18 protein-coding genes are annotated in these 20,818 nt (G+C 49.6%); 7 read left to right on the forward strand and 11 right to left on the reverse strand.

Features of this window, described 5'->3' with window-relative positions:
* Nucleotides 1–45 precede the first annotated feature (45 nt).
* Nucleotides 46–3,618 carry an amino acid adenylation domain-containing protein gene (locus CWB99_RS19265; RefSeq protein ID WP_138551495.1) on the reverse strand — a complete coding sequence of 1,191 codons (3,573 nt, stop codon included), beginning with the start codon at nt 3,616–3,618 and terminating at the stop codon, nt 46–48.
* Nucleotides 3,619–3,895: 277 nt separating this feature from the next.
* Here CWB99_RS19265 and purU point away from each other — a divergent pair, with 277 nt between their 5' ends.
* Nucleotides 3,896–4,726, forward strand: a complete 831-nt coding sequence (purU, locus tag CWB99_RS19270; RefSeq protein ID WP_138551496.1) for a formyltetrahydrofolate deformylase — start codon at nt 3,896–3,898, stop codon at nt 4,724–4,726.
* Between the two features lie 57 nt (nt 4,727–4,783).
* Here purU and CWB99_RS19275 read toward each other — a convergent pair whose 3' ends face one another.
* A complete protein-coding gene (locus tag CWB99_RS19275; protein WP_054014446.1) occupies nt 4,784–5,437 on the reverse strand; it encodes a response regulator transcription factor in 654 nt (217 codons plus the stop codon).
* Nucleotides 5,438–5,523: 86 nt separating this feature from the next.
* Nucleotides 5,524–7,461, reverse strand: a complete 1,938-nt coding sequence (acs, locus tag CWB99_RS19280; RefSeq protein WP_138551497.1) for an acetate--CoA ligase — start codon at nt 7,459–7,461, stop codon at nt 5,524–5,526.
* 324 nt (nt 7,462–7,785) lie between these two features.
* On the opposite strand from acs, the gene CWB99_RS19285 reads away from it, so the two are divergent.
* Nucleotides 7,786–8,964: a DcaP family trimeric outer membrane transporter gene (locus CWB99_RS19285; RefSeq protein WP_138551498.1), complete on the forward strand. Its 1,179-nt coding sequence runs from the start codon at nt 7,786–7,788 to the stop codon at nt 8,962–8,964.
* A gap of 64 nt (nt 8,965–9,028) precedes the next feature.
* On the opposite strand, the gene CWB99_RS19290 is transcribed toward CWB99_RS19285, so the two are convergent.
* From CWB99_RS19290 to CWB99_RS19300, 3 genes are all read right to left on the reverse strand, one after another.
* Nucleotides 9,029–9,721, reverse strand: a complete 693-nt coding sequence (locus CWB99_RS19290) for a DUF3581 family protein (RefSeq protein WP_138551499.1) — start codon at nt 9,719–9,721, stop codon at nt 9,029–9,031.
* Between the two features lie 135 nt (nt 9,722–9,856).
* A complete protein-coding gene (locus CWB99_RS19295) occupies nt 9,857–10,501 on the reverse strand; it encodes a cytochrome b/b6 domain-containing protein (protein ID WP_138551500.1) in 645 nt (214 codons plus the stop codon).
* A gap of 113 nt (nt 10,502–10,614) precedes the next feature.
* A complete protein-coding gene (locus CWB99_RS19300; protein ID WP_138551501.1) occupies nt 10,615–11,769 on the reverse strand; it encodes an iron-containing alcohol dehydrogenase in 1,155 nt (384 codons plus the stop codon).
* 152 nt (nt 11,770–11,921) lie between these two features.
* Here CWB99_RS19300 and CWB99_RS19305 point away from each other — a divergent pair, with 152 nt between their 5' ends.
* The 3 genes from CWB99_RS19305 to CWB99_RS19315 all read left to right on the forward strand — a co-directional run bounded on the left by CWB99_RS19305 (nt 11,922) and on the right by CWB99_RS19315 (nt 13,810).
* Nucleotides 11,922–12,797 (forward strand): LysR family transcriptional regulator, encoded by an 876-nt coding sequence (locus tag CWB99_RS19305; RefSeq protein ID WP_138551502.1) that lies wholly within the window; start codon nt 11,922–11,924, stop codon nt 12,795–12,797.
* 85 nt (nt 12,798–12,882) lie between these two features.
* On the forward strand, nt 12,883–13,365 hold the full coding sequence (locus CWB99_RS19310; RefSeq protein WP_138551503.1) for a glutathione peroxidase: 483 nt from the start codon (nt 12,883–12,885) through the stop codon (nt 13,363–13,365).
* Between the two features lies 1 nt (nt 13,366).
* Complete coding sequence (locus tag CWB99_RS19315; RefSeq protein WP_138551504.1) at nt 13,367–13,810, forward strand: MarR family winged helix-turn-helix transcriptional regulator; 444 nt, start codon at nt 13,367–13,369, stop codon at nt 13,808–13,810.
* A 90-nt stretch (nt 13,811–13,900) separates the two neighbouring features.
* On the opposite strand, the gene gltX is transcribed toward CWB99_RS19315, so the two are convergent.
* The 4 genes from gltX to proB form a co-directional block, all read right to left on the reverse strand.
* Nucleotides 13,901–15,388 (reverse strand): glutamate--tRNA ligase, encoded by a 1,488-nt coding sequence (gene gltX, locus CWB99_RS19320; protein WP_138544207.1) that lies wholly within the window; start codon nt 15,386–15,388, stop codon nt 13,901–13,903.
* A 100-nt stretch (nt 15,389–15,488) separates the two neighbouring features.
* On the reverse strand, nt 15,489–15,854 hold the full coding sequence (locus tag CWB99_RS19325; RefSeq protein ID WP_138551505.1) for a glutaredoxin family protein: 366 nt from the start codon (nt 15,852–15,854) through the stop codon (nt 15,489–15,491).
* A gap of 69 nt (nt 15,855–15,923) precedes the next feature.
* Complete coding sequence (locus CWB99_RS19330; RefSeq protein WP_138551506.1) at nt 15,924–16,877, reverse strand: GGDEF domain-containing protein; 954 nt, start codon at nt 16,875–16,877, stop codon at nt 15,924–15,926.
* Between the two features lie 117 nt (nt 16,878–16,994).
* On the reverse strand, nt 16,995–18,119 hold the full coding sequence (gene proB, locus CWB99_RS19335; RefSeq protein ID WP_138551507.1) for a glutamate 5-kinase: 1,125 nt from the start codon (nt 18,117–18,119) through the stop codon (nt 16,995–16,997).
* A 180-nt stretch (nt 18,120–18,299) separates the two neighbouring features.
* Here proB and CWB99_RS19340 point away from each other — a divergent pair, with 180 nt between their 5' ends.
* On the forward strand, nt 18,300–18,503 hold the full coding sequence (locus CWB99_RS19340; RefSeq protein WP_138551508.1) for a hypothetical protein: 204 nt from the start codon (nt 18,300–18,302) through the stop codon (nt 18,501–18,503).
* A gap of 18 nt (nt 18,504–18,521) precedes the next feature.
* Here the strand turns inward: CWB99_RS19340 and CWB99_RS19345 are convergent, their stop codons facing one another.
* Complete coding sequence (locus tag CWB99_RS19345) at nt 18,522–19,022, reverse strand: DUF1543 domain-containing protein (RefSeq protein ID WP_138551509.1); 501 nt, start codon at nt 19,020–19,022, stop codon at nt 18,522–18,524.
* A gap of 134 nt (nt 19,023–19,156) precedes the next feature.
* On the opposite strand from CWB99_RS19345, the gene CWB99_RS19350 reads away from it, so the two are divergent.
* Complete coding sequence (locus tag CWB99_RS19350) at nt 19,157–20,800, forward strand: amidohydrolase (RefSeq protein ID WP_171045400.1); 1,644 nt, start codon at nt 19,157–19,159, stop codon at nt 20,798–20,800.
* The last annotated feature ends 18 nt before the right edge of the window (nt 20,801–20,818 follow it).

The raw sequence follows: 20,818 nt of genomic DNA on the forward strand, positions 1-20,818 counted from the left end.
CTGGCTGCTACTCTAGCATGGACACTGTATAAGTAAACAGTGCATTTATGACGAAATCCCGACAGTTTCAGACATGGCAATGACTGGTTCTGGCTTGGCGCAAAATGCCAGTAACCGGCCCATAAACCAGCTGAACACTTCGCTCTGGCCGCTCAAGTTGCATTCACCGTTGCATATGCCCTGTAACACCTGCTGCACATCTGCGCAGATCAGAGCAGCGACCGCCTCTGGTGTTATAAGACGTATACGGCATTCGGGTAACTGCGCCCTGATTTTACTATCCTCGCTGACCTTGCCCTGCAACAAAGTCAGCGTATATTTACTGGCTGATGTGCTGATCTTCAGTCGTAAGTCAGGTCCATTGCCAGGCTGCGTCTTTTGCCACCTTTGCAGATTGGCTAAAAATTCAGCCCACCAATTATCCAGCGCCGTTGCCTCAATCGACCTTTTAGGCCCGGATACCGATGCTCTGGCAAACAATGCTTCCACTTCTTGCACCGCATCTTGCAATGCCGCCAAGGTCGCATCTACATCGTCTTTAGTGTGCGCTGCAGAGCAGATAAACCGCAAACGTCCGCGGCCGGTTTCGACTATCGGATAAGTCACGGCTGAAGCCTGAATGCCTTTTTCAAACAAGCGCTGCACAATCGCATATAGTTTATCTTTGTCGCCAAAATGTGGGGTCACAATGGGTCCGTCCCCACTGCCTAAATCAAACCCGGCGGCACTGAATTGAGCCCGCATATAACGGGCAGTGTCCCACAACCGTTCACGCAGTGCGTCATCCTGACTGATCCGCTGCAGTGCCGTAAGCGCTGCGGCGATATCTGCCGGACTCACTGACGCCTGAAAAATATAGGCTCTGGACGAGGCTTTTAGCAGCTCGACATACTCAGCACTGGTTGCAACGACGCCGCCCAGACTGCCCAGCGATTTGCTCAACGTGGTCATGATAAAGTCAACCTCCTCGCTTACCCCCTGCTCAGCGCAGATCCCGGCGCCACGCTCACCATAAAACCCAAAGGAGTGCGCTTCATCAACCAATACCAGTGCCTGATAACGTTTAGCCGTGCGAACGAGCTCGGCCACAGGCGCGGCGCCCTCTCCCATGCTGTACACGCCTTCGATAACGACCAATACAGTGCGATAGGGAGAAACCTCTGTCTCAAGCACTGAAGCCAGATCGTTAACGTCATTATGTTTAAAAGTACGTACTTTGGCACCGCACAAACGCGCACCATCAACGATGGAGGCGTGGCAGAGCTGATCGATCACCACCACATCGTTTTCACCCAATAAGCCGGCAACGGCACCGACATTGGCGGTATAGCCCGTTGGAAACAAACAAGCGGCGGGCTTACCTACCAGGCTGGCAAACTCTTGCTCAAATGCCAGATGCAGATCCGTTAACCCAGACGCCGCCGCAGAGGTGCCCATGCCAGTGCCAAACTCGGTCACGGCCTTATGTGCAGCGTCAATAACGGCGGCATCGCGATTCAGCCCCAGGTATAAGTTAGTGGTCCAGATAATCGCCTCACGTGCATCGCTGTGCCGGGCATCGGCTACCGTGCCACGCGTCCCACTTCCGGTGCGCAGCACCTTGCTATAGGGATTAGCGCGACGCTTACTTACCATCTGAGTGGCAGCCTGAACCAGTTTACTTTTATCCGCGGCCGACCATGACGGGGCCTTAGCCAAAGCAAAGGGAGGATGACTGGCACGCAATTGAAATTGTAACTCTTCGAGCGTCTCGCGTAGTGGGCTCTGCTGGGCCGTTAATGATCTACCTGCGCTTAAACTTAAACTCAGCAGATGCTGAGCCAGACGCTGGGGCGTATTAAACTCATAAATTGCCTGCACGGAACAAGCTACACCAAGTATATTGCCCAGACGATTGCTCAGTTCCAGCGTCGTTAATGAGTCCAGCCCTGCCTGCTCAAAAGTTTGCGACAACACAGCATCAGCAGGGTGGCCGAGTAAAGTGCTCAGCTCATCACAGATCATCTCTATTACTGCCTGTTCAGAATCGCCAGTGTTGCATGACTCCCGCGGTTCTCGATCCTCTGATGTATCAGGTAAACGGCTGCGATCCAGCTTGCCATTTGGCAAATAAGGCAATGCATCAACAAAACGGACGCTGCTTGGGACCATGTGATTTGGCAGGTGACGGGCCACAAAGGATAAAATCACATCCGGGCTGAGTACCTCCCCCTGCTGACAGACAACACAAGCTTGTAATCTGGCCTGCCTGTTTTCTCCCTGCAACACCTTCACAGCGGCCTCTGCGATCCCCGGCATGGTGCTCAGCACCGTTTCGATTTCTTCCAGCTCAATGCGAAAGCCACGGATTTTAACCTGTTGATCGACACGGGATATAAAGCGCAATTCGCCATGTTTGGTCCACTGACACTCGTCACCGGTTTTATATAAACGCGATTCTTCAATGCCACTGTCTGGTGCTGGGCTGACGAAGCGCGCATCTGTGCGCGATTTATCAAACAGGTAACCCGCTGCCAGCTTGTCTCCTGCAAGATAAAGCTCTCCCGCTGCACCTTCAGGTACCGGTTGCAAGTCTTTATCCAGCACGTAAGCCCGGGTATTTGCCACAGGCTGGCCAATGGTGATTTCTGCCATGTCTGGATGCAGTTGTACAGCCGTCGAAAAGACGGTATCTTCGGTCGGGCCATAAACATTGATCACACGCAGGCCCGGCTGCTGGTTATAGACCTGTTTAACCAGTGCAGGATTAAGCACCTCACCACCAAAAATCACACAGCGCAACGTATTCGGCAGGGTATAACCACTGAGCATGGCCCGGATGGCTGAAGGCACAGCAATGCAAGTCCGAACACGTGACAAATGCGGTAAATCAGGCAATGCCAGAATATTTTTTGCCAGGATCACCGTCCCCCCGAGTAACAGGGTACCAATGATCTCCATCACGGATGGATCAAAACACACCGAGGTGGCCGCCAATACGCCGCTCAGCTCTTCCTCACAAAGCAACTCGCCCATAGCATTACACATCGCAAGGACATTGCTTTGTGTGACTGCGACACCTTTTGGCTCACCTGTCGACCCCGAGGTGTAAATCACATACGCCAGTGATTGTGGATCACAGTCAGAAACTGACAGAGACAGTGGCTCATCATTTATGTCGGCCAGCACAATATGCGTGCTGACTCTTTGGCATAACTCGGCCGACGCAGTGCCATCTACAATCACCGCAGCGGCTTTGCTGTGCGCCAGCATATAGTCAATGCGGGCACGCGGATAGGCCGGATCCAGCGGTACATAAGCGCAACCCGCCCTGAGCACACCGAGCAAAGTGGCTACCAACTCCCAGCTGCGCTCCATACACACGCCTACTAATGCACCGGGAGCAATGCCACTGTTTGTCAGTTTAGCGGCTATCGCCTCTGCACGGCGCAATAACCGCTGATAACTTATTTCCTGTGTGCCATCAATCATGGCGGTTTTGCTGGGGTGGCGATTCGCCTGGGCGGTAAATACATCAGCAACCGAATCTGTGATAGCCATTGCATTATGGGTTATATCTTTTCTTTGTAAGTGCGTTGATTGATAAGGTGAGACTAACGAGTCCGTTAACTGATCCATATTTGGTTCCTTTGTTTTTATTATCAAGCTTGTCGATACTTTAGTGGGTGCTGATTGCGTTACGCCGCCTTAGTGACCTTGCGGATGTGTGATATGAAAGCAGACTTTTGTAAAACCCGCGGTTATTCATATAAATTCAACACCAACACTAACACTTATTAACACAAGGAAGCCAGTAACCTGAAAGACTCAGATACGGCGGACTTTTGTCTGGTTGTTTTTTACGCTCAACGGGGTAAGGTGGAAGGTTCATAAAAAGCGCATATGGAATGAGGATATGAGTATTGTTTTAACCACCCAGTGTCGTGATGATGTGGGATTAATAGCCAAAGTGACCGGGCTCTGTTTTGAGCATAACCTGAATATAGTCCGTAACAACGAATTTGTAGATAAAGCAGGTGAGCGCTTTTTTATGCGTACAGAACTGACAGGTGATGTAGGTGACCAGTTTTTGCCGCAACTACGCAGTGTGCTGCCAGACGGTGCACAAGTACACTTGCATGGTAATGAAAAAACCAAAGTGGTCCTGCTTGCCACCAAAGAGGCCCACTGTCTGGGTGGTATGCTGCTAAAACAATACGAAAATGCCTTTAACGTTGATATCCAGGCGGTGGTAGCCAACTATGATACCCTCAAGCCGTTGGTGGAGGGCTTTGGCGTGCCTTTCCATCTAGTTTCTCATCAGGGACTAACACGAGAGCAACATGACGACGCCATGGCTCAGGTCATAGAGCAATACCAGCCAGACTTTATCGGTCTGGCCAAATATATGCGGGTGCTCAGCCCACAGTTTGTTGCGCGTTTTAGCAATCAGATCATTAATATTCACCACTCTTTCCTACCAGCGTTTATCGGAGCAAAGCCTTACCATCAGGCGTTTGAGCGCGGGGTAAAAATCATTGGTGCGACAGCACACTTCGTCAACGACGAATTGGATGAAGGTCCGATCATCATGCAGGATGTCACTCAGGTGAGTCATGCCGATAGCGCCGAGGCCATGGCTAAAATGGGCCGGGATATAGAGAAAGTGGTGTTCTGCAAAGCCATTCAATTAGCAACGGAACATAAGCTGTTTATCAATGGTAATAAAACCGTGGTGTTTGCCTAGCGCGATAACAAAAACGCCAGCATCTTTGTGCTGGCGTCTCACTTTAATAATGGCTGGCTAACTCTGACTGTCAAGGGGTTCCAGTTGCAGCTTAGCGGCAATCAATACCGCCTGAGTACGGTTATACACACCCAGTTTACGGAATATCGCCGTAATGTGTGCCTTGACCGTCGCCTCTGAGATATTCAGTTCATAGGCGATTTGCTTGTTGAGCAGTCCTTCGTGCAAATATTGCAGCACCTTGTATTGTTGTGGTGTCAGTGACGCAATTTGCTGCGCCAGCTGTTTATCTTCTCCGTCAAGTTCAGCAATCTGATCTTTCAGGCTGGCCGGCAACCAGACATCCCCCTCAAGCACCTGATTAAGTGCCTCGACAATCTCCTTTGATGAAGACGCCTTAGGAATAAAACCCATGGCTCCATAGCCCATCACTTTAGAGATCACATTGAGGTCTTCACTGCCCGAGACCACCACAATGGGCAAACTCGGATAATCCTCACGGATGCGGATCAGGCCATACAAATCGCCATTGCCCGGCATATGTAAATCCAACAACAGCAGATCCAGCTCGTCCTGTTCGGATAATTGTTGCAAGGTTTGCTCGAAGTTTTCAGATTCGAAAATCTCCAACCCGTCAAACTGGTTTTGCAGCGCCCCTTTTAATGCTTCGCGAAACAAAGGGTGATCGTCCGCAATTAAAAACTGGTTCATGCTTGGCTCCTAAAAAATCGGCTGTCATGTCGACAGCCGATATAGTAGGTCAATATTTTGTCATAATTCAAGCGATTAACGCTCAATTAACGGTTTAGTCTGTTTTCGATCAATTCATCGACCACACTTGGGTCCGCTAAAGTCGAGGTATCGCCCAGTTGCTGATACTCATTGGCGGCAATTTTACGCAAAATACGGCGCATGATTTTACCCGAACGCGTTTTCGGCAGACCAGGTGACCATTGGATCATATCCGGTGAAGCAATTGGGCTAAGCTCTTTACGTACCCAGTTACGCACTTCTTTGGTCAACTCGTCTGTGACTGCAACGCCTTCGTTCGGTGTCACATACACATATATGCCCTGCCCTTTAATATCGTGCGGATAACCCACTACGGCGGCCTCTGCAACGGCTTCATGTGCGACCAGGGCACTTTCAATCTCAGCGGTGCCTAAGCGGTGCCCCGAGACATTCAGCACATCATCCACACGACCCGTGATCCAGTAATAACCATCTTCATCACGACGACAACCGTCACCGGTAAAGTACACGCCCGGATAGGCTGAGAAGTATGTCTGTTCAAAGCGCTCGTGGTCACCATAAACCGTACGTGCCTGAGATGGCCAGCTATCGAGGATCACCAGATTACCTTCAGCTGCCCCCTCGAGCGTATTGCCCTCTGCGTCGAACAAGGCCGGTGCAATACCAAAGAAAGGACGGGTCGCCGAGCCCGGTTTCATATCCGTCGCTCCCGGCAATGGCGTGATCATGATGCCACCGGTTTCAGTCTGCCACCAGGTGTCCACAATCGGGCACTGGCTGTTACCAATTTTCTCGTAATACCAGCTCCAGGCTTCCGGGTTGATCGGCTCGCCCACCGATCCCATGATCCGCAAACTGGTGCGTTTCGAGCTGGCAATTGGCTCATCGCCTTTGGCCATCAGAGCACGGATCGCCGTTGGCGCGGTATATAGGATAGTGACATTGTGTTTATCAACCACTTCACCGATGCGTCCGGAGCTTGGGTAAGTCGGCACCCCTTCAAAAATCACCTGAGTACAGCCATTCACCAGCGGTCCATAAGCCATGTAACTGTGGCCGGTGATCCAACCCACGTCGGCGGTACACCAGTAAACATCGTCGGCTTTGACATCAAAGACATACTCGTGCGTCATGGATGAATATACCAGATAACCCCCTGTGGTATGTACCACCCCTTTTGGCTGGCCTGTTGAGCCGGACGTGTAAAGGATGAATAAAGGGTCTTCGGCATTCATCGGCTCTGGCTCGCACTCGCTGGCGACATCTGCCACCAGATCATGCCACCAGACATCATGCGCCTGCCACTCTACTTCACCACCAGTGAGCTGGTGTACAATCACATGTTCAATGCTGACGCCATCCTGACTGACTGCCTCATCGACATTGGCTTTCAGTGGCACACAGTTTCCGCCGCGACGCCCTTCATCAGACGTGATAACCACTTTGGCGCCTGAGTCTTTGATCCGGTCCGCAATGGCCGATGGCGAGAAGCCACCAAACACAACAGAGTGTACCGCACCGATACGGGCACAGGCCTGCATGGCATAAATCGCCTGAGGTGTCATTGGCATATAAATGGCTACGCGATCGCCTTTTTCTACCCCCAGCTTTTTCAGACCATTGGCAAGCTGCGCCACTTCATCGTGCAACTGTTGGAAAGTAATGTGCTCACTTTGTGTTGGGTCATCACCTTCCCAGATCAGTGCCACCTTGTCTGCGTTATCTTTGAGATGGCGGTCGATACAGTTATAGGACGCATTGAGTACACCGTCTTCATACCATTTGATGCTGATATGACCTTTGTCAAAAGAGGTGTTCTTTACTTTGCTGTAGGGGGTAAACCAGTCAAGGCGCTTTCCGTGCTCGGCCCAGAATGCCTGAGGATCGTCAATGGATTGTTGGTATAGTTTTGTATATTGATCGTTATCTACCAGCGCTGCGCTCCTGATGGCTTCAGGAACCGGATAAATGCTCTGTGACATAGTCATCTCCATGTTGATTTTTGGCCAGACGGCGATGCACCAAGGATCGCCCACTCTTTTTATATTAAGTATTAGACCTTAGTTGTACTTGCACCTATATTGCAAACATAGTAGATAAGTTAGCCCCTTCTCAAGGTGTACTGCCAGTCACAAGTAGCGCAAAGTACAAGACTCCTCTATCCACATCCCACCTTAGTCGTATAGACCAAAGGTTAATTGAGTAAAAAGCCGCCATCAACAACATTGAAGGGTAAGAGGCACATTCGCTGATCTCAGCCGGGGCATGTCTGCGCAACCCGGAGCAATGCAAACAGGAATTCAACTATGACAACAGCAAAAAAAAATCATTTAACGCTCAGCGCCCTGGCTGTGCAAAGCGCGCTACTAAGCGGCCTGCTCGTTTCCAATGTCAACGCAGCAGAACTGGGTAGTACCGAAGTAAAGTATGGTGGATATATAAAACTCGATGCCATCTGGAGCGATTTTTCCGATGGCAGCTTGCCCTCTCAACACATTGGCCGAGATTTCTATGTCCCCGGTACGACACCGGTCAGCGGTGGCGAGCCCAAAGATGCGGTATTTGACATGCATGCTCGTCAGTCTCGTTTCAGCCTTGCAACCGATACTAAACTCGATGATGGCAGCAGTATTCAAACCAAAATTGAGCTGGACTTTATCGCTTCAACGGGTGGTAACGAACGAGTGACGAACTCTTATTCTCCTCGGATCCGCCAAGCCTATGTAACCTATAAAGGCTGGTTGTTTGGTCAGGCCTGGTCCAACTTCCAAAACGTCGGTGCATTACCTGAAACACTGGACTTTGTCGGACCGGCTGATGGTACAGTGTTCGTGCGCCAGGCCATGGCAAAGTACACTGTGGGTAACTGGTCCTTCTCGGTAGAAAACCCGGAAAGCACCATCACCTCGGAAGGCGGTGCCCGTGTTGTTACCGATGATGCCAGTATGCCCGACTTTACCGCCCGTTATACCTATAAAGCGGATTGGGGTCACCTGGTCGTCGCCGCTCTGGGCCGTGAGCTGACTTATAAAGTCGCGACGGCTGATGAAAGCGAAACCTCTTTTGGTATCAGTGCGTCCGGTCGGGTCAACTTTGGTAAGAATAACCTTAAATTTATGCTGACTCAGGGCCAGGGGTTAGGTCGTTATGTGGGTCTCAATGCGGCACATGGCGCTGTCTATGATGGTCAAGCGTTACACGCGATTGACTCAACATCTGGCTTTGTTGCATACCAGCATTACTGGAACCCACAATGGCGCTCTACGTTCCTTTATTCGTTCTTCTCCGCAGACAATGACAAAGATCTCTTAGGCGTCACCGTAGATCCTACAGAATCTACCACCAGCTATAGCGCAAATATTCTTTACTCGCCGGTGAAGAAACTGACTTTTGGCGCAGAATATAAGGTCGCAACGCGCGAAACCGAAAGCGGTGCCGAAGGGGATCTGGACCGACTGCAATTCTCCGTGAAATATGTTTTTTAAACTCCCGTAGCAAAAAGCCCGCAACAGCGGGCTTTTTATTTTGTTTGTGTCTTGTCGAGCGAGCTTATAAGGTCGCCTTACGCTCGTTGTAATACTCAACCAGCTTATCTACGGCTTCCTGACAGTATTCACGCACGCCCGCAACCACCATATGCTTCTCACCCTGGCCAACGCGCTCATCACCATGGAACAGGTTGAATCGCAATACGATTTTCCCGCGTTTGCCTTCAAAAGTAAACTCAGGCTCCGCAGGCTGAAGTGCTACTTCTTCAATATCGAGTCTGTCCAGGTGGATAGACATAGACTCATAGATCACCATGGGACGTGCCGGGTTAATCATCACATCCTGCTTTGCCATCAGTGGAATAATCACATGAGGAAAGGTGGTGCCAGAGAACTCGACATAATTTCTGATCAGGCTAGTGGTCAAACTGTCACATTGTTTGCGCTCACCATCACGCTTTACAGACAGCATGACCTTACCCTCTGAGGTGATATCAAAGGCATCGCTCAGGGGAGGAAATTGCAGGCGGCTGGTTTCATCCACCATACCGACAAAGTCAAAATGCATATTCTCACTTACACCGTAGCGTTCAAGCACTAACGAGAACAGCAAGTCACCCGGTACACAGAATTTCTTAGCATCGACATCGTGCAAAGGGTTAAAGTCATCCGCCACCTGTTTAGCAAACTGGCTGGCCTGCTCGCGGCTAATCGCCACGCTATCCATTTCTTGCTGGTAATAAGGAGTTAGCATAATTCACTTCTGTATTGCTTTAAAACCGCGCTATGTTAACAGAATTATGACTCTGAGAGGTCATATCTGTTTAACTTTCCTGAAAAGGACGCTTTATGTTACTAAAAGTTTAGCCTTTGCAGTAACTTAACTAAATTAAAATAAAGCCATCAGAGGCTCATAGCCCCATGTGAACAACAACACTGCGCTCAGCACAACAAAAATCACATAGGCGATCAGTCCGCTGCGCATAGTAGGCGCAGATGATACAGGCTCCGCAGTTTTACCTGTTAGTAATGGCTTGACCAGGTTCTTGCCTCTTAATCGGTAAATCACAATCGCACTAATGTGGATGGCAATGGCAATCAATAAAATATCGATATTGGTATGATGAATATCTCCGGCAAGCTCGGCCCAACTATAAGGCACATGCGCCACCAGCGGCCCTTCGACCAGAATATCATCCGTAGTAAATAAACCAGAAACGAGCTGCACACTGATCAAGACAAAAAAGGCAAGTACCATCAGGCTGCCGGCCGGATTATGACCAACATAAGACGCTGACGACCTTAAGGAAGCCAAAATTGCTTTAGGTGAATGAAATAAGCTACTGAGTTTTGCAGTCTGGCTGCCGATGAGCCCCCAGATCAAACGCGTTGCCATGAGTGCCAGTAACACATACCCAGTTACAAAGTGGATCTCCAGCCACCCTTCCTCGCCGCTGAAATACAGCACAGCGATACCAAGAACCAGTAACCAGTGAAAGCCACGTATGAATCCATCCCAAACTTTAGTTGCCATTTTATTACCCCGAGTGATTTTGCTTTTAACCTTCGCAGAGTATCACAGGCAGGTAAAATACGTGAAGACAGGGCGATGATTTGTGCTCACCGCCCCAAACAGTGAGATTAGTCTTACAGGCACGCTTGCAAGATCGCGCGCGATTTAGTCAAATCAACCTGCTGATGTTCACCCAGTGCAGTCATACCATGACGTTCAAGCTGCGCCACAATTTTATCGGCTGCATCTGCGCCTACACCGTAATCACTGAGACGGGTTTTCATGCCCAGAGACTGAAAGAAGGCTTCGGTTTTCTCAATGGCCAGGTCAATGGCCTGCTCTTCATCGCTGATATCCAGCCCCATAACGCGCTCGGCGTATTGCAGCAGCTTGCCACGCTTGGCATCACGCTGCTCATGCATCATACGGGGTAACACAACCGCCAGTGTCTGAGCATGATCTAAGCCGTAAACCGCAGTCAGTTCATGACCAATCATATGCGTACCCCAGTCCTGTGGTACACCAGAACCAATCAGGCCATTGAGTGCCATGGTTGCTGACCACATCACATTGGCACGGACTTTATAATCCACTTGCTCAGAGAACAACTTAGGTCCTTCTTCCATCAAAGTCAGCAACAGGCCTTCGGCAAAACGGTCTTGTACTTTTGCATCAATGGGGTAAGTCAGGTATTGCTCCATGACGTGAACAAACGGATCGACCACGCCATTAATAAGTTGACGCTCAGGCAGTGAGGCCATGACCTGAGGATCCAATACCGCAAACTTGGGCTGCACCTTAGGCGAAGCAAATGGCAGTTTGTCATTGGTTTCTTTGTTGGATACCACGCTGAAGCTGTTCGATTCAGACCCAGTTGCAGGCAGGGTTAACACGACCCCCAAGTCCAGTGCAGACTTTATTTCAGCGCCTTTGGCAAGAATATCCCACGGCTCACCATCAAATTCAGCGGCTGCAGCAATGAATTTACTGCCATCAATAACCGAGCCACCACCCACAGCCAGCAAATAGGTATAGCTTTCCTGGCGGATCAACTCCACCGCCTGCATACAGGTCTGATAACTGGGGTTTGGCTCAATACCGCTAAACTCTCCCCAGCTATGATTGGCCAATGCATCGCTCACCTGCTGGTAAATCCCATTGCTTTTAATACTGCCGCCACCGTAGATAACCAAGACTTTGGCATCGGCCGGAATGCTGGCTGACATCGCCCCTATCTGGCCTTCCCCAAATAGGATTTGCGTCGGATTGTGAAAACTGAAATTCAACATGCTCTGTTCCTGTTAATAAGTGACTCGATATGAAACGACCCTCAGTCTAGCTTGCCCGTCTGTGATGATCATTAGTTGGCAGGCAAATTAATTTTGCTATACAGCAACAATGTAAATATTATATTTGAATTACTTGCACTGGAGAGATAAAAATGTGGCAGGGTTTGGATATTTTTCTCGCCGTTGTTGAACATGGCAGCTTTAGTCGAGCCGCACAGGCACTTGATGTATCGACCTCTCATGTCAGCCGTCAGATCCAGCAACTGGAACAACGACTGGGCACCTTGCTCCTGCAGCGCACTACGCGCAGCATAAACCTCACCGATGCAGGTAAACACTATGCCGCCAAGCTGAAACTGATCCAACAAGAGCTCAGTGAAGCCAACGATCAGCTGCTCGGTGGTCAGCAGATCCCCAAAGGGCACATACGTATTACCGGTGCCGGAGATTTTGTGGCCAACAGCGTTGCCCCGGTGATCGCTGAGTTTTGCCTGCAATACCCGGAAGTCACCATAGAAATTGATTTTAATAACCGTAATGTCGACCTGGTCGAAGATGGCTTTGACCTGGCCATTCGCTTTGGCCGGATGCGCGACTCCAGCCTGATAGCCCGAAAACTGACTCCCAGACCCATGACTCTGGTTGCCAGCCCTAACTATCTTAATCAACACCCGGCACCCACACACCCCCATCAGCTGAGTCAGCACAACTGCCTGCTGGCAGCCAATAACCGCTGGCGCTTTGCTATCGACCACAACATTGAAGAAGTCAAAGTCAGCGGTAACTGGCGGACCAATCACCCACACGCGCTGTTACAGGCCTGCCTGCAAGGTCTTGGCATTTCACACCTGGCGCGCGATATTGTTGAACCGCATCTTGCGTCGGGCGCGTTGCTCACCCTGCTGGACGAGTTTCAGGTCACGGACAATGCCTCCTGGCTGGTTTACCCGCGTAAAGATTTGATGCCGTATCGAGTGCGCTTACTCATTGATTTTCTGTTAGATCGCTTTGATACATCGATTGACTAAGGAAAACCCGACAGGATAAAACTTGATCTCCTCGCGGTGTTATACTAAATTAAATCGCACGCGATATAATCATGAGAGATTTAAAATGACCAAACTATACGAGTTCAGTGCCAATACACTGCAAGGACAACCCTTTGAGTTTAGTTCATTGCAAGGCAAGGTTGTGTTGGTTGTGAATACCGCCAGCCAGTGTGGACTTACACCTCAATACGAGGGGCTTCAGGCGCTGCACGAGCAGTATGCTAAGCAGGGCCTGACCATTATAGGCTTTCCCTGTAACCAGTTTGGTCAACAGGAGCCAGGCAGTGCTACTGAGATACAACAGGGCTGTTTGATCAACTACGGGGTTGATTTTCAGATGATGGAGAAAATTGAGGTCAATGGAGACAATGCTCATCCATTGTATGGCTACCTGAAAGACGCCCTGCCCGGTTTGTTCGGTAACAAAATCAAGTGGAACTTCACTAAGTTCCTGCTGGGTAAAGACGGTCAGCCATTGGCGCGCTATGCACCAACCACAAAACCTGAGAAAATCAGTAAAGATATTGAAAAAGCATTAAGTGCGTAAGATGAAAAAGCAGCCCACGCAATTGCGCCTGGATAACCAGTTATGTTTTAGCCTGTATGCCGCGTCACGTCAGGTCACCCGGCTGTATCAGCCGCTGTTGAAGGCCCATGGCCTGACCTACCCGCAATACATAGTCCTGATGATCCTGTGGCAACAGGATGGGTTATTAGTCGGAGAGATAGGCAAACGAGCACAGCTGAACAGCAACACGCTCACGCCACTGCTCAAACGACTGGCGCAACAGGATTTAGTGACACGGGTACGCTCCGAGCGCGATGAACGTCAGTGTCATATTTATCTGACCGATGCAGGTAAAGCACTGGAGGCCGCCTGTAGCTGTATTCCCCAGCAAATGCTGGCACAGACCAATATGCCAGCGGCAGATTTGCAACAGCTTAAGGCACTGCTGGATACCTTTCTAAGTAGCCAGCTCAGTGATAATTAGGCAATAAAAAAGGCTGAACCTGAGTTCAGCCTTTTATCATGCGTTTCATACAACCCCGACATTGCGGGGTTAATGATACCCAGGCGTGCATTACCCGATGCTGGGGTACTCGCGGTATGCTTTTTCCAGCTTCTTCGCTTGCTTCTTAGATACTCCCAGGTGGTTCAGTGCCACACGTAAACGTGCACGCGACAAGTCTGAACCAAGAATTTCCATGGCATCAACCACTGAGGTCGATGAGGTTTTGCCAGTAATAGCCACGAAGATTGGCTCTAGGAAGTCTTTGATCTTCAGTTCGTGGAAAGTCGCGACTGACTTAGCCACTGCGAAGACCTCACTCTTGTTCCACTGACGCAGCTTATCCAGCTCCCAGATGAAGAATTGCAGTGCCTGACGCACCGTTTCTTCTTCTGCCTTTCCGGCTGTCAGTAACGCAGGATCATACTCTGGAATACCACCCACAAAGTGACCAGCAAGGCCTACCAGATCTGACAAGGTGTTAATACGTGTCTTCGCTTCCGGCAGCACACGCGCCAGCATCTGGCCATTGAGTTTCCAGTCAACGAAGCGCTCAATGAGTTGCTCGTCACTTAGATCTTCACGGATCCACAGACCATTCAGCCAGCTCAGCTTATCGATATCAAATACCGGTCCACCCAGTGACACGCGCTTCATGTCGAAGTGTTCAATCATCTCGGCCAGAGTAAACTTCTCGCGCTCATCCGGCATAGACCAGCCCATACGGCCCAGGTAGTTCAGTACGGCTTCAGGCAGATAACCCATTTCTTTGTAGTAGTTAATCGAAGTTGGGTTCTTACGCTTAGACAGCTTAGACTTATCCGGGTTACGCAGCAGTGGCAAATGGCCCAGTACCGGCGCCTGCCAGCCAAAGTCTTCGTACAGCTTCAGCAGCTTAGGCGCTGAGTTGATCCACTCTTCACCACGGAAGATATGGCTGATCTGCATGTGGTGATCGTCAACGACATTGGCCAGGAAGTAAGTTGGGAAGCCATCGGCTTTGAGCAGTACCTGCATATCGACATTTTCCCACGGGATCTCAATCTCACCGCGCAGGTAATCGTTAAACTTGAAGCTGCCTTCTTCCGGGATCATCATACGGATCACATACGGCTTACCTGCATCCAGGTTTGCCTGAATTTCTTCCTGGCTCAGCTTCAGACCGCGACCATCGTACTTAGGGCGTAACCCTTCAGCCATTTGCTGTTCACGCATTTCGTCCAGCTCTTGCGCCGTTGCGAAGCAGTAGAACGCCTTACCTTCTTCAACCAGTTGGTGAGCATATTTTTTATATAAATCGCTGCGTTCAGACTGACGATAAGGACCAAAATCGCCGCCCACATCCGGTCCGTGATCCCACTCAAGGCCCAACCAGCGCAGGCTGTCCATAATGGCCTGCTCAGATTCAGGTGTGCTGCGTTGCTGATCGGTATCTTCAATACGCAGTACGAATTCACCGTCTTGCTGTTTCGCAAAGCAGTAGTTGAATAACGCAATATAGGCCGTGCCTAAATGAGGATCGCCCGTCGGTGACGGGGCAACACGCGTGCGGATAGTCATGTTTTTTCTCTTAAATTATGTCTAATGAGGTCATGAGGCTAATGCTAGCATAGCCCCTTGTACGGGCAAACTGCTGATATGCAGTTTACAGCTGTCGCGCTCAGGCAGCCTGTTCAAGCTTTTGTAAGTAAGCAACAATATCGTTCGATTCATACAACCAGGTCACTTGGTTTTGTTCTTCAATGCGAAGACAAGGCACCTTAATTTTACCGCCCTGCTCTTGCAGCTCCTGACGGTATACCTGATTATTCATCGCATCACGGGTTTCCAGTTTCAGCCCTTCACGCTTAGCGGCGCGGCGTACCTTGACGCAAAACGGGCAGCCCTTGAACTGATACAATTTCAATTTAGCAGTTTGCGCATCCAACTTCGCCTGCGCATCTGCCGGGCGTTTTTTACTGCGCGGGGTAAAGATAAAATCAAACAGTAAGATCAGACTGCCAAGCAGCATACGGATTAATTTCATAGGTAGACTCCAGGATTTTCATGGCGCGTAGAATACCACAAACTTCCCAGATAATTGGTACATATTGGCTTAAAAAAGTTCGATATCTGAGCTTACGACCTGTTCAGATTCAAGCCCCAGAGCATCGAAAAAGACGACTTTATTTCGGCCATGCTGCTTAGCATGATAGAGTGCCCTGTCTGCCTGATTAACTAACTCAGAGACTTGCATCACGTCCGTGACTTCGGTGTAGCCTCCACTCAGTGTGACGGTCTTTACCTGAGGAAACGTAGCCTGGCCTACGACATCGCGCCCCCTGTCCAACAATGACTGCGCCTCTGCATCTGAATGTGCCTGAAACAGAATGGCAAACTCCTCACCACCGTAACGAAAAACATAGTCTTCTGCGCGAAAATTCTCTTTAAGGTATTGCGCAGTCAGCAAGATCACTTCGTCACCAATGACATGACCGAAGGAGTCATTCACACGCTTAAAATGGTCGATATCAAACAACGCCAGATACCAATTGCGCGCATTATGTGCTTCTCTTGGCTGCAAAAAGCCCTGCCCTGATGCTATCTGAAGCACTCTTTCGTCGAACGTTTGCCTGTTGAGTAACTGAGACAAAGGGTCAATTCTGGCCAATGCCAACGTATGCCACTGATGAAAGAAGACATTCATTAGGTGTGCCGTCAGGTTACAGTTGGCTGGGGAGAGCGCTTCGCAGACCCAAAGTAAGCCAATAACCTGGTCGTCAAGTCGCAAAGGCATGCAGGTGTAGGATTTGCTGATCAACGCGGGCTTGCCTCTGCACAGCTGGGCTTTTTCGAGCATATCTTCCAATGCCAGCGAATGCTCTACATGTTGTTGATAGACCAGCTTCAGGGACTCTTTGCGCGACAGGCTGGGGCGAATAAAAAAGCTCAGCGCCGAATCTGGCAGCAAAGATGCCAGAATGTCACAAAACTGCTGATACAACGCCTGCTCTTCTTTGAGCTGCAATAAGCTGATGGTGTATTCGTGTCCGCAAGTGGATGTAGTCACATGGTTGCCCGGTGATCAGATTCACTCTAAAGATTAGCGTTTATTTACCAGCTTTCAATAATCCCTTGCAAACATGCCTGCGCAATGAATCCTATGCAATTGGCGCAGGTGGAGCGCTTAAACTGAACCGGCATACACATCCAATAACACCAAGTCATCGCGATGTACAACAACGTTGGACGCTGGGTAACCCAGTGTTAAAGGGATCTCACTGCTGTGCAAGCGTTTAATCTGATCCATTTCCTGATGATCAAATGCCACTAACCCTTTTGCAACCAGCTGACTATCCAGGTCTCGTATTTCTATCACATCGCCACGGGAAAACTCACCTCCGATAGCAACAACCCCTTTGGCCAGCAAGCTTGCCCCCTGGTGCGTAATAGCCGTCACAGCGCCGGGATCACATTGTACATACCCCGTTGATTTAGGACCTGAAAGCAACCATTTTTTACGTCCCTCCAGGGGCGCATCAAACCGGACAAAGGTGGTACTTTCTGCCGTACCTGCCATCACCTGTTCGATCACCTGCGGCTCAGCACCTTTAGCAATAATAGTCTCTATACCGGCGCGTTGTGCTGTACGCGCAGCTTCGAGTTTTGTATACATCCCCCCAGTGCCAAGCTTGCTACCTGCGCCTCCCGCTAATGCCATTAAAGACTGGTCGATAAACTCGACTTCCGAGATCAGTGTTGCCTTGGGGTTGCTGCGTGGATCGGCAGTGAACAAACCCGGCTGATCCGTCAACAGCATGAGCTTGTCTGCATTGGCCAAAATAGCCACGAGCGCTGACAAGTTGTCATTATCACCGACTTTAATTTCAGACGTAGCGACAGCATCATTTTCATTCACAATGGGGATCACCTGATGTTTTAACAACTGAGTGATAGTATCCCGGGCATTGAGATAACGCTCCCGATCTTCAACATCTGCACGGGTTAGCAACAACTGAGCCACCGGCTGATCAAACAAGGAAAACAACGACTGCCACAGATGGATAAGCTGGCCCTGACCAATGGCGGCCAGCATCTGCTTCTCTGCAATTGAAACACCCACACTGTGCGCGACCGCATCTCTTCCGGCTGCCACTGCACCGCTGGACACCAACACGGGTAAATACCCCTGTTGTTTTAATGCCATACACTGGGTGACGATATCGACCATGCGCGGCTTATTCAGCTTATCTGTACCAGCTGTTAATACACTGGTGCCCAGCTTGATCACTACTACCTTACTTTTTTTCATTCCTCATTCCTTCACTGTACAAATGACAGGCACTGAGCCCTGTTATAACACGAAGGTGAACGCAAAAAAATCGGTGACCATAAAAAGCGCTGGATCAAAGAAAGGCCCACTATCGCTTGCGTTGTAAGGCCAACTCGTTTAAAAAGCCAGTGACATTAAGTATTGAATGGGGCTGACACCATGAGCAAACCAAATAGAGAACTGAAAATGCTACCTTTACTCTTCGTGAGTATCGCATTGTGTATTGGTGGGCACTTTATTTTGCAGCCCAACTACCAGGATAGCCACATCGCAGAATATGCCTTAGCGGCCCTGCCTTTTCTGATGTTTGCCATCGTCATAATCGCCATAAAAATCGCTATCAAAGCAGATAAAGAGGACTAAACAATGGCGCTTTGATGGTCACAGTTTGTGATAACCAAACCACTGTGGGGCAAGCGATTGTGACTGACCACTGGGTGTCAAACGAACATAGTGTTGGCCATCAATGAGATCTAACATCATGCAGTCGTCTACCTCATACAAATCATCTTTGTGACGCAACTCGACCTGAGGCAGCAAAGTGTCTAAAGCGCGTGCCTTTGCGGCCTGGGCTGTGGGTGCAACAAATAACCCAAATTCATGGCGCTCTGCCAGAGTGTCGCGCTGATATCCACCCAGATTAACGAAATACAGGTTAGATTGCTGCTCGGGTGGCTCGCTGACCAAATCAATCTGATATCCATCAATATGCTGCAGTGTAACATAGCTGTCCATATGTACTTTGTCTTTGTCCCCAACCCATTGTTGTTTCAGAGCACCAAAGGTCTCTTCGATACGTTCACCAACAACAAACCGTATGTCGTGCATTTCAATATGGCAGCCACTCAACCGCCCTCCCAGGTACACCATAAATAACTGCATGTTTGTTCCTCATAAAAGTACTTGTCATCGTTTATGGTACCACATTCACTTTTCTGTCTCAGTTCGATGTCTTTTTACGAGAAAATGCGGTATTGGTGGGTAAACAAATAAAATAACACAAGGAAAACCCCGTCATGATCCGGTTAATTTACCTGGCTCTGATCTTGTTCAGTGGGATCAGCATGGCTCAGTTCACACTGATACACAATGTCAACGGTTACACACCAACCCGAAGTGGAGAGATCAACACCTTTTCCACCTTAGTGATCAAAGATGGCAAAGTCGTCAGAACTGGCGACAAACAACTGGCTAAGCAATATCCCAAAGCCAGTAAGTTTGATGGCCAGGGAATGACTTTACTGCCTGGCCTGATTGACGCGCATGGCCATATTATTGGACTGGGGAATAACCTGTCTCGACTCGATATTCGTGAAGCCGATTCAGTCGAAGAGGTCGGCAAATTATTAGCGGCTTTTAGTGAAGAAAATCCCAAAGGATGGATCCTGGGACGAGGCTGGGATCAAACTCGCTGGACACCCAGCACATTCCCAACAGCGGAGGACCTGGATAGATTTGTAAAAGACAGGCCTGTTGTGCTTACTCGTGTTGATGGACATGCAATCTGGGTGAATAGTAAAGCCATGGCACTAGCCGGAATTGACGCCAAAAGTCAATCTCCTGCCGGCGGAGAGATCATTCGCCATGCATCAGGTAATCCGACAGGCATATTTATCGATAAAGCTGAAAGCCTGGTTAGAAAATACATCCCCCCTACCTCATCTGCACATTTGAGCCAGTCTCTGAATAAATCCGGCGCGCATCTGCTCAGCCTGGGGATTACCAGTGCACATGACGCAGGCATAGACAAACAAACCTGGAAGCTGTACCGAAGCCGTGCAGAAACTCAAACCTTACCGCTGCGCATCTATGCTATGCTCAGCGCAGCGGATCCACAGCTGGATAGCATGCTACAAGCCGGTGTCTACAAAGATAAGCGCGATATGTTGTCTATCCGCAGTGTCAAAATTTATGCAGACGGGGCTTTGGGTAGCCGTGGCGCTGCGCTGCTCAAAGAGTATAAAGATCGTCAGGGATACCGGGGGCTGATGCTCGAACAACCGCAACACCTTGAACAACTTATCACACAAGCAGTTAAGCATGGTTTCAGTGCTCATACTCATGCAATAGGTGACCGGGCCAACCGTCTGGTGTTGGATAGCTACGAGAAAGTCTTCAAAACAACCGGGGGGAAACTGTTAAGGAATCGGATTGAGCACGCCCAAATCATTGAACCGGCCGATATCCCCCGTTTTAAAACACTGGATATCATTCCGTCGATGCAACCCGTACACGCGACATCGGATATGCATATGGCAGAGCAAAGGCTCACCGACGAACAATTACAAGGTGCCTATGCCTGGCAAACTTTCTTGCAGCAAGGCAGCAAAGTCGCGGCAGGATCAGACTTTCCCGTTGAACTGGCTAACCCATTCCATGGCCTGCATGCAGCGGTTACCCGTATGAATGCCCAACAATACCCGCAGCAGGGGTGGCGCAATCACGAACGGCTAACCCGTAAGCAAGCTTTACAGGCGTTCACCCTGGATGCCGCCTATGCTGCTTTTCAGGAATTCAAATTAGGGAGTCTGGAGCAGGGGAAATGGGCTGATTTTATCTTACTGGATAAAGATTATTTCAAAGTGCCAGAGCAGGAAATAAGGGATATTCAAGTCATGCAGACCTGGATTGCAGGTCAGTTACGTTATTCGAAAGATTAATCGATGACAGTAAAATAG

The sequence above is a fragment of the Pseudoalteromonas rubra genome, from assembly GCF_005887095.1.
In the GTDB taxonomy this organism is placed as follows: Bacteria; Pseudomonadota; Gammaproteobacteria; order Enterobacterales; family Alteromonadaceae; genus Pseudoalteromonas; species Pseudoalteromonas rubra_E.

Bases quoted from the DNA above. Each gene is read 5' to 3' on its own strand.
- CWB99_RS19265 (WP_138551495.1), bottom strand. From the start codon at position 3,618: ATGGATCAGTTAACGGACTCGTTAGTCTCACCTTATCAATCAACGCAC.
- purU (WP_138551496.1), top strand. From the start codon at position 3,896: ATGAGTATTGTTTTAACCACCCAGTGTCGTGATGATGTGGGATTAATA.
- CWB99_RS19275 (WP_054014446.1), bottom strand. From the start codon at position 5,437: ATGAACCAGTTTTTAATTGCGGACGATCACCCTTTGTTTCGCGAAGCA.
- acs (WP_138551497.1), bottom strand. From the start codon at position 7,461: ATGTCACAGAGCATTTATCCGGTTCCTGAAGCCATCAGGAGCGCAGCG.
- CWB99_RS19285 (WP_138551498.1), top strand. From the start codon at position 7,786: ATGACAACAGCAAAAAAAAATCATTTAACGCTCAGCGCCCTGGCTGTG.
- CWB99_RS19290 (WP_138551499.1), bottom strand. From the start codon at position 9,721: ATGCTAACTCCTTATTACCAGCAAGAAATGGATAGCGTGGCGATTAGC.
- CWB99_RS19295 (WP_138551500.1), bottom strand. From the start codon at position 10,501: ATGGCAACTAAAGTTTGGGATGGATTCATACGTGGCTTTCACTGGTTA.
- CWB99_RS19300 (WP_138551501.1), bottom strand. From the start codon at position 11,769: ATGTTGAATTTCAGTTTTCACAATCCGACGCAAATCCTATTTGGGGAA.
- CWB99_RS19305 (WP_138551502.1), top strand. From the start codon at position 11,922: ATGTGGCAGGGTTTGGATATTTTTCTCGCCGTTGTTGAACATGGCAGC.
- CWB99_RS19310 (WP_138551503.1), top strand. From the start codon at position 12,883: ATGACCAAACTATACGAGTTCAGTGCCAATACACTGCAAGGACAACCC.
- CWB99_RS19315 (WP_138551504.1), top strand. From the start codon at position 13,367: ATGAAAAAGCAGCCCACGCAATTGCGCCTGGATAACCAGTTATGTTTT.
- gltX (WP_138544207.1), bottom strand. From the start codon at position 15,388: ATGACTATCCGCACGCGTGTTGCCCCGTCACCGACGGGCGATCCTCAT.
- CWB99_RS19325 (WP_138551505.1), bottom strand. From the start codon at position 15,854: ATGAAATTAATCCGTATGCTGCTTGGCAGTCTGATCTTACTGTTTGAT.
- proB (WP_138551507.1), bottom strand. From the start codon at position 18,119: ATGAAAAAAAGTAAGGTAGTAGTGATCAAGCTGGGCACCAGTGTATTA.
- CWB99_RS19340 (WP_138551508.1), top strand. From the start codon at position 18,300: ATGAGCAAACCAAATAGAGAACTGAAAATGCTACCTTTACTCTTCGTG.
- CWB99_RS19345 (WP_138551509.1), bottom strand. From the start codon at position 19,022: ATGCAGTTATTTATGGTGTACCTGGGAGGGCGGTTGAGTGGCTGCCAT.
- CWB99_RS19350 (WP_171045400.1), top strand. From the start codon at position 19,157: ATGATCCGGTTAATTTACCTGGCTCTGATCTTGTTCAGTGGGATCAGC.